The sequence below is a fragment of the Microvirga pakistanensis genome (assembly GCF_004458765.1).
In the GTDB taxonomy this organism is placed as follows: Bacteria; Pseudomonadota; Alphaproteobacteria; order Rhizobiales; family Beijerinckiaceae; genus Microvirga; species Microvirga pakistanensis.
Genome location: NZ_SPJX01000324.1, coordinates 1 through 223 on the forward strand (window position 1 = coordinate 1; position 223 = coordinate 223).

Here is a 223-nt window from a genome sequence, read left to right on the forward strand (position 1 = left end):
TGTCCGGATACGGGGCAGGTGGTCTTCCACAAGGACGTGGAGGCGAACCAATGGGTGATCCCCGGCTCCAACCACCACATGCGCCTTTCGGCCACGCAGCGCCTGCAGCTCCTGTTCGACGGCGGCACCTGGCTCGACGTGGCGCTGCCGGAGGTGCCCGTCGACCCGCTGAAGTTCCGCGACGAGAAGCGCTACGTCGACCGCCTGAAGGACGCCCGCACCA

The 223-nt window shown here is 67.7% G+C and carries 1 pseudogene; it reads left to right on the top strand.

Annotation, left to right across the window (positions count from 1 at the left end):
- Nucleotides 1-223, top strand: a pseudogene (locus tag E4K09_RS17260) (acetyl-CoA carboxylase carboxyl transferase subunit beta); the annotation flags it as partial.